Source organism: Mycoplasma todarodis (assembly GCF_004335995.1).
Taxonomy (GTDB): Bacteria; Bacillota_I; Bacilli_A; order Mycoplasmatales; family Metamycoplasmataceae; genus Mycoplasma_K; species Mycoplasma_K todarodis.
On record NZ_PSZP01000039.1, the window covers coordinates 1 to 7,705 of the forward strand.

General features: G+C 37.5%; 7 protein-coding genes and 1 tRNA gene. 7 read left to right on the forward strand and 1 reads right to left on the reverse strand.

Annotation, left to right across the window (positions count from 1 at the left end; translation table 4 throughout):
* From C4B25_RS04760 to C4B25_RS03850, 5 genes are all read left to right on the forward strand, one after another.
* Positions 1–583 (forward strand): hypothetical protein (locus C4B25_RS04760; RefSeq protein WP_210725181.1); only part of this gene is annotated, 583 nt, incomplete at its 5' end.
* A gap of 935 nt (positions 584–1,518) precedes the next feature.
* Entirely contained in the window at positions 1,519–4,359 is a 2,841-nt protein-coding gene (locus tag C4B25_RS03835) for a hypothetical protein (protein WP_131613727.1), read from the forward strand.
* Between the two features lie 189 nt (positions 4,360–4,548).
* Positions 4,549–5,214 (forward strand): energy-coupled thiamine transporter ThiT, encoded by a 666-nt coding sequence (locus C4B25_RS03840; RefSeq protein WP_131613729.1) that lies wholly within the window; start codon positions 4,549–4,551, stop codon positions 5,212–5,214.
* Positions 5,204–5,953 carry a phosphotransferase enzyme family protein gene (locus C4B25_RS03845; RefSeq protein WP_168380700.1) on the forward strand — a complete coding sequence of 250 codons (750 nt, stop codon included), beginning with the start codon at positions 5,204–5,206 and terminating at the stop codon, positions 5,951–5,953. Before C4B25_RS03840 ends, C4B25_RS03845 begins: the two co-directional genes overlap by 11 nt.
* 77 nt (positions 5,954–6,030) lie before the next feature.
* A tRNA-His gene (locus C4B25_RS03850) sits at positions 6,031–6,106 on the forward strand.
* Positions 6,107–6,164: 58 nt separating this feature from the next.
* Here the strand turns inward: C4B25_RS03850 and C4B25_RS03855 are convergent.
* Positions 6,165–6,728 carry a thymidine kinase gene (locus C4B25_RS03855; RefSeq protein ID WP_131613733.1) on the reverse strand — a complete coding sequence of 188 codons (564 nt, stop codon included), beginning with the start codon at positions 6,726–6,728 and terminating at the stop codon, positions 6,165–6,167.
* 119 nt (positions 6,729–6,847) lie between these two features.
* Between C4B25_RS03855 and C4B25_RS03860 the strand changes: the two genes are divergently transcribed.
* A complete protein-coding gene (locus C4B25_RS03860; protein ID WP_131613735.1) occupies positions 6,848–7,096 on the forward strand; it encodes a hypothetical protein in 249 nt (82 codons plus the stop codon).
* A 15-nt stretch (positions 7,097–7,111) separates the two neighbouring features.
* Positions 7,112–7,705 (forward strand): redox-regulated ATPase YchF (ychF, locus tag C4B25_RS03865; RefSeq protein ID WP_131613737.1); only part of this gene is annotated, 594 nt, incomplete at its 3' end.

The following is a 7,705-nucleotide window of genomic DNA, read 5'->3' on the forward strand; positions in this document are numbered from 1 at the left end:
AGAAAAAGCAATGAAAACTGCTATGGAAGCGGTTGAACAAGCAGTTAAGGAAATGAAAGCAGCTAAAACAGCTGCTGAAAAAGCGAAGACTGCTATTGGAAAGTCTTTAGATACTGCTAAGGCCTCTAAAAAAGCTATGGAAGATGCGATTGCCGCAAACCTGGATAAAGCAATTGCTGATGCTAAAACAAAAGATGCAGATGCTGCAAAAGCTGCCACAGATGCAAAAACAGGACTTGATGATGCGACAACTAAAGCTGCAGATGCTGATACAGCTGCAAAAGCTGCAGATGCTGCTGCAACAAAAAATAAAGATCCTCAATTAACAACAGTATTCAAGAAAGCCGCTACTGATGCAACAGCTGCTAAAAAAGCTGCTGACGAGGCAAAAGCAAAAGCTGCAGATGCCGATACAAAAGCGAAAGCCGCTAAGAAAGCAACCGAAGATTCTATAGCTGCCGCAGAAGCTGTTAAGAATGCAACAACTCCAGCAGATATAGCAAAAGCTATTGCTGCTGCAAAAGCTGCAAAAGCTGCTGCTCAAAAGCCGCTACAGCTAAAGCAACTGCTGACGCTTCTATAAAAGCTGCTGCTGATGCAAAAACTGCTAAAGAAGCAAAAGATGCTGCTGATGCCTTAAAAGCTGCAAATGCATCTAAGACAAAAGCTGCTACAACAGCTACAACAGCTACAAAAGAACTTGGTGATGCAACAACTAAAGCTGCAGATGCCGCAACAGCTGCTAATGATGCTGCAACAAAAGCGAAGAACACTACAGACCCTAAATTAAAAACCGCATTTGATAAAGCTGCTGCAGATGCAAAAGCCGCTAAAGACGCTGCTGACGAAGCAAAAGCAAAAGCAACAGATGCTGATACAAAAGCTCAAGCTGCTAAAAAAGCTGCTGCAGATGCTGTAACAGCTGCAGAAGCTATCAAAAAAGCAAGTGCTGCCGATAAGGCAAAAGCAATTGCTGCTGCAAAAGCCGCTCAAGCTATCGCTGACCAAGCTGCAAAAGATGCTGAAGCTGCTGCAACCGAAGCTGGAAAAGCAAAAACAGCCGCTGCAAATGCGAAAGCAACTGCAGACACTTCTATAAAAGCTGCAAAAGATGCTAAAGAAGCAAAAGATACTGCTGATGCTATAGCTGACGCTAAAAAAGTTGCTAAAAAAGCTGCAACAGACGCAACTGCAACTGCAAGTTCATTAACTGATGCCAAAGCAAAAGCGAAAGCTGCTGACCAAGCATTAAAAGATGCACAAGCAAATGCTAAAAATAATTCAGATCCTAAATTAAAAGCTACATTTGCTAAAGCTCTTGCTGATGCTAAAACTGCTAAAACTGCAGCTGATGATGCTCAAACAAAAGCTCAAGCCGCTGATGATAAGGCCCAAGCTGCTAAAAAAGCTGCGGATACTTCTGTAACTGCTGCTGAAGCTGTGAAAACAGCAAAACCAGCCGATAAAGCAAAAGCTAAAGCTGCTGCAACAAAAGCAAAAGCTGATGCCGCAACAAAAATGAAGGAAGCGAAAACAGCTGCTGATGATTCAACAACTGCTCAAACTAAAGCTAAAACAACTAAAGCAACTTCTGACGCTTCTCAAAAAGCAGCAGCTGATGCTAAGAAGGAACAAGATAAAGCTAATCAAGCTATTGCAGATGCTAAAGCTGAAGCTAAAACAGCTGCTGCAAACGCAACTGCAACTGCAAGTTCATTAACTGATGCCAAAGCACAAGCAAAAGCTGCTGACCAAGCATTAAAAGATGCGCAAGCAAAAGCTGCAAGTAATAAAGATCCTAAATTAAAAGCTGCATTTGATAAAGCTGCCGCTGATGCAAAAGCCGCTAAAGATGCCGCTGATAAAGCAGCTGCTGCCGCAAAAGATGCTGATGATAAAGCTCAAGCTGCTAAAAAAGCTGCTGATGCTTCTGTAACTGCTGCTGAAGCCGTGAAAAAAGCAAAACCAGCCGATAAAGCAAAAGCTGTTGCTGCTGCTGTTGCCGCTAAAATCAAATCAAATAGTGCAATGCAAGAAGCTGCAAAAGCTAAAGCTGCCGCTGACCAAGCAATGGCTGATTTAGCTAAAAAGAATTCAGTTGCAAAAAGTTCTCAAAAAGCCGCTGCAGATGCCGCCGCTGCTAAGAAAGAACAAGATAGAATAGATAAAGCTATTGCGGATGCTAAAGCTGAAGCTAAAAAAGCTGCTGCAAACGCAACTTCAACTGCAAGTTCATTAACTGATGCCCAAGCTAAAGCAAAAGCTGCTGACCAAGCATTGAAAGATGCACAAACAAAAGCTACAAGTAATAAAGATCCTAAATTAAAAGCTGCATTTGATAAAGCTGTTGCTGATGCAAAAGCTGCAAAAGCTGCCGCTGATAAAGCTGCTGCTTCTGCAAAAGACGCTGACGATAAAGCACAAGTTGCTAAAAAAGCTGCAGATGCTTCTGTAACTGCTGCTGAAGCTGTGAAAACAGCGAAACCAGCCGATAAAGCAAAAGCTGATGCTGCTGCCAAAGCTGCAAAAGCTAAATCAGATAGCGCAATGCAAGATGCTGCAAAAGCAACTGCAACAGCAGCACAAGATAAAGCTGATGCTGCCAAAGCTGCAACCGCTGCAAATAAGTCTGCTAAAGATGCTGAAGCTGCTGGTAATACAGCACAAGCAAAAGCTGATGCTGCCAAAGCCGCCGCAACTGCAAAAGCAACTGCAAGTTCATTAACTGATGCCCAAGCAAAAGCGAAAGCTGCTGACCAAGCATTAAAAGATGCCCAAGCAAATGCTAAAAATAATCCAGATCCTAAATTAAAAATTGCACTTGACAAAGCTGTTGCTGATGCCAAAGCTGCAAAAACTGCCGCTGATAAAGCTGCCGCTTCTGCTAAAGACGCTGATGATAAAGCTCAAGCCGCTAAAAAAGCTGCAGACGCTGCTGTAACTACTGCTGAAGCTGTGAAAACAGCGAAACCAGCTGATAAAGCAAAAGCTGTCGACGCATTCAAAGCTGCTAAGAAAGCCGCTGCAAAAGCTGCTCACGATGCTGATTTAGCAATACATAAAGCTGCTCAAGATGCTGCTGACAAAGCAAAAGCTGACGTTAAAGCAAATGATTCTAAAAAAGCTGCAGCAGATGCTATAGCCGCTAAGAAAGAACAAGATAGAATTAATAAAGCTATCGCTGATGCTAAAGCAAAAGCCGCAACAGCTGCTGCAAATGCTAAAGCAGCAACAAAAGCTGTTACAGATGCCCAAACAAAAGCAAAAGCTGCTGACCAAGCATTAAAAGATGCACAAGCAAAAGCTGCAAGTAATAACGATCCTAAATTAAAGGCTTCACTTGATAAAGCTGCTGCGGATGCAAAAGCTGCGAAAGATGCTGCTGATAAAGCGGCTGCTTCTGCAAAAGATGCTGACACTAAAGCTCAAGCTGCTAAAAAAGCTGCAGATGCTTCTGTAACTGCTGCTGAAGCTGTGAAAACAGCGAAACCAGCCGATAAGGCAAAAGCTGTCGCTGATGCCGCTAAAGCAAAAGCAGATGCTGATAAAGCGGCCCAAGCTGCAGACAAGGCGCTTGTTGATGCTGCACAAGCAAAAGCTGACGCTTCGAAAGCGGATGCAAAAGCAACCGCTTCCAAAAATGCTGCTGATGTTGCAAAGAATGCTGCTCAAATATTGAAAGATTCTAAAGCAAAAGCAAAAGCTGCCGCAGATGCAAAAGCTGCAGCAGATGCAAAAGCTGCAAAAGTTGCAAAAGCAACCAAAGCTGCTGAAGCAAGAAAATCAAAATTAGATAAAGATATTGTTAAAGCTAAAGCTAAAGCGAAAAGTATTGATCCTAAAGATAAGAAGACAAAAGCTGCCGCTGATAAAGCTGCAAAAGCCGCTGCGGATGCAAAAGCAAAAGCAGACGCTGCTCTAGCTGCTTCTAAGAAAGCTGCTGATGCTTCTAAGAAAGCTGCTGAATTAGCTAAAAAAGCTGCTGATGCTGCATTAGCTGTTGTAAATGCTAAACCTTCTGAATTCGCTAAATTAAAAGCTGATGCCATTGCTGCTAAAAAAGCAGCGGATGACGCTAAACAAATTGCTGACCAAGAGCAAAATGTTGCTGCAAAAGCTGAACAAGATTCAAAACAAGCTCAAGCAAATGCTGATAAAACAGCACAAGCTGCAGACAAAGCAATTAATAATGCGAATAAATCTAAAAAATCAATTGCTTCTAATAAATCAAATGAAACTTCAAATAATGCAGATTCAAAAACTAAAAAGAAACCAGCCATAATTGCTCTATCAGTTATAGGTGGTGTACTGTTAACAATATTATCACTTGGAGTATTCTTAAAATTCAAGAGAAAATAAATAACAACCAAAAGTAACTCATCATAATGGGTTGCTTTTTTTATTTCAAAATAAATATTTAAGTTATAATTAAAGAAGAGCAGGGGCACTCCTTAAATGGGGTTGAGAAGTACTCTTATTACCGGTTGAGTTAATACTCGCGTCGGGAGCTAACTTTACTTTCGTCTGCTCAGAAAGCAGGCTTTTTATATGAAAAAATCAAATGAAAACATAGAAGATATTAATATTGAAAATAAGGAAAAGAAAACATTTTGATTCAAGTTTTCTATAAGGGAAATAGTAATTTGTGCTTTGATACTTTCGATGTTTATTGCTGCAAAATCAATAAACTCTTTAATACCTGAATTATTACCAGGGATTAAGTTTCAATTAATTTATATATTGCTACCAATAATTTCATTAGTGTTCGGTTGAAAAATATCAGGGATAACAATGTCAATCTACATATTTATTATTGCTTGATTAGCACCAACATTCTTTATACATGGAATCACTTATGTTAAAGGTGCAAAATTCGTATTCTTAGAATATTTATTAGACTACGCAATTCCTATTCTATCTTTAGCAATTATTCCTGGATTAGTATTGAATTTTGAAAATAAATTATGAGTATTCTTATTCATTACATTAGCATTCGTAATCACATTCTTTTCACACTTTATAGCTGGAATTGTTATGTGAGGATCATATGCACAATGAGGATATGGACCGGTCGCTTATTCGGCTGCTGCTAACTCAATAATAGTTTGATCAGCATTTGGATTTAGTGCAGTATTTGCTTATCCATGTGTTACAAGAATTAGAATAGCAATTAGCAATGTATTTGTTCAAAAAGGATACGAAGTTGAAAGATAATGTTGTTGAATTATTTGTTGATAAAACTAACATTAATCAAGAACAAATAAAAGTTGTTGATAAGTTGAAAGGCGGAAGTAGTTCCAATAGGAATTACTTGGTTGAATTAATCGATGGAACTAAGTTCCAAGTTAAATTTCCTGATGAAAGAATGGTTAGTAAAAAGAGTGTTTATGCTTACAAGCAATACAACGCTTCAATGATTAAATTTATTGGTGAAGATGGAACACTAATAAAAGAATGAATTGAAGGTAGACACCCTGATTTAAATAACAAAGATGATGCAAAGAAAGTTCTTCAAGAAATCAAGAAATTTCACGATATTAAATTACCTAAAGAATCAATAGATGAATTTGGGATCTATGAATATAGAGAAACAACAAATATATCAAAAGAATTATTAAAAGAGTTTGATCAATTATGTAAAATTTTGGATCAATTTCCAAGAGGATTTATTCACGGGGATATTAACCCTGGGAATATTTTGGTTAACGATGAACAAGCATTCCTTATTGACTTAGAATGAGCAATGAGTGGATGATTAATATTGGATTATGCTTACCTTATTGCATTCTCTAACATTGACATACATGAAGTATCTGAGTTTTCTGGGTACACGGTGTTTGAATTGAAAAAAATGGTTAGATTAGTAAGGATTCATACATTAATGTGATGTGAAAATGAAAAAACAGAAAAAGCCGATATGCTTTTTGAGGATATCTTAAATAAACTTAACTAAAGTTTTTTAGTATTTTTAAAAATGTGTTAAAAATTTATGTATAATAATTAAGCAAAAAAACTTGCAACATAAATATGGCGGATGTGGTGAAGTGGTTAACACATCGGTTTGTGGTACCGACATTCGCGGGTTCAATTCCCGTCATCCGCCCCATTTTTTTTCGCCATTTTAATAATTCACATAAAAAAAGACCTGATTAATAGGTCTTTTTTTATTTACTATTTAAAGCTTTTGTGTGACAGCTTCTACACATCGCTTCATATTCTGAATCACCAACCACAACTCTTTCTTGTGAGTCGGTTTTACGGTGTGTTTTTGATGCAGCGTTACCGCATTTAAAACATACAGCTTGTAATTTAGTTACGAATTCAGCAATCGCTAATAATTGAGGAGCACTTGAGAAAGGTTTTCCAGCAAAATCAGTATCAAGACATGAAATGATAACTCTAACTCCACGATTAGCTAACTCTGTGGCAATCTCAACAAGATCTGCACCAAAGAATTGAGCTTCATCAATAGCAACAGCTTTATAAGAAGGATCTCATTGACTAAGTATCTCTTTTGCAGCTTCAATTTGAATGGTATCTATTGATGCTCCAGCACGTGAAATTATCTTACCTTTTTCTCATCTATCATCCATCATTGGTTTAATAGCAAGTGTTTTAATTTTGGCGAATCCTAACGTTTTAATTCTTTTGATTAGCTCTTCAGATTTACCTGAAAACATTGGTCCTGTTATCACCTCTATATGTCCACCAGAAAATACTCTATACATTTTGCCTCCTACGTTTAAAAAAACTCTAAAATGAGTTACAAATAAGATTGTACTCTTTTTGGTTTGTTATTATTCTCTATAATAGAAAAAAATTACATTCGATTTGCTATAATGGGTGTATGAAAGAGAAACAAGAATCAGTACGGAAAATTTCTGTTGAAGAAGATGTTAAAATTAATCAAAATAAAAAGAGAATAAGAAGAGTTATTTTTTCATTAATTACCATCATGATTACAGCTGGAATAGCAGTCGGTGTTTCTTTCGCTATAGGTATTGTTAATAAACAAAAAGAAAAAACTGGTGAGTTAAAAAACAATTCATCATTCGGATATAGTAAAATAGTTAAAACAAAAGATATTTATAAATAGATAAAAGGAGTCAATATGGCATTAACAGCAGGAATAGTTGGATTACCTAACGTAGGAAAGTCAACATTATTTAACGCAATCACAAATTCACAAGTAGAGGCAGCAAACTACCCATTTGCAACAATCGAACCAAACGTAGGTGTGGTTAATGTTCCAGATTCAAGACTAGAAGCGCTAGCTGAATTTGTAAAACCAGAAAGAATCTTACCAGCAACATTTGAATTTACAGATATTGCAGGTCTGGTTGAAGGAGCATCAAAGGGTGAAGGTCTTGGAAACAAGTTCTTAGCTAACATTAGAGAAACAGATGCCATTGTTCAAGTAGTTAGATGTTTCGAAGATGAAAACATCACACACGTATCAGGTTCAGTCGATCCAGTTAGAGACATGGAAGTTATTAATTTAGAACTTCTATTTGCTGATATGGATACAGTTCAAAACGTACTTAGAAGAGTTGAAAAAAGAGCTCTTGCTACTAAAGATAAAGTTCTAATGCACGAACTAACAGTCGCTAAGAAACTTGAAGAAGCATTCCTTGCTGAAATTCCTGCTCGTAAAGTGGAACTAACAGAAGATGAATACAAAACTGCTAGAGGTTACAACTTACTA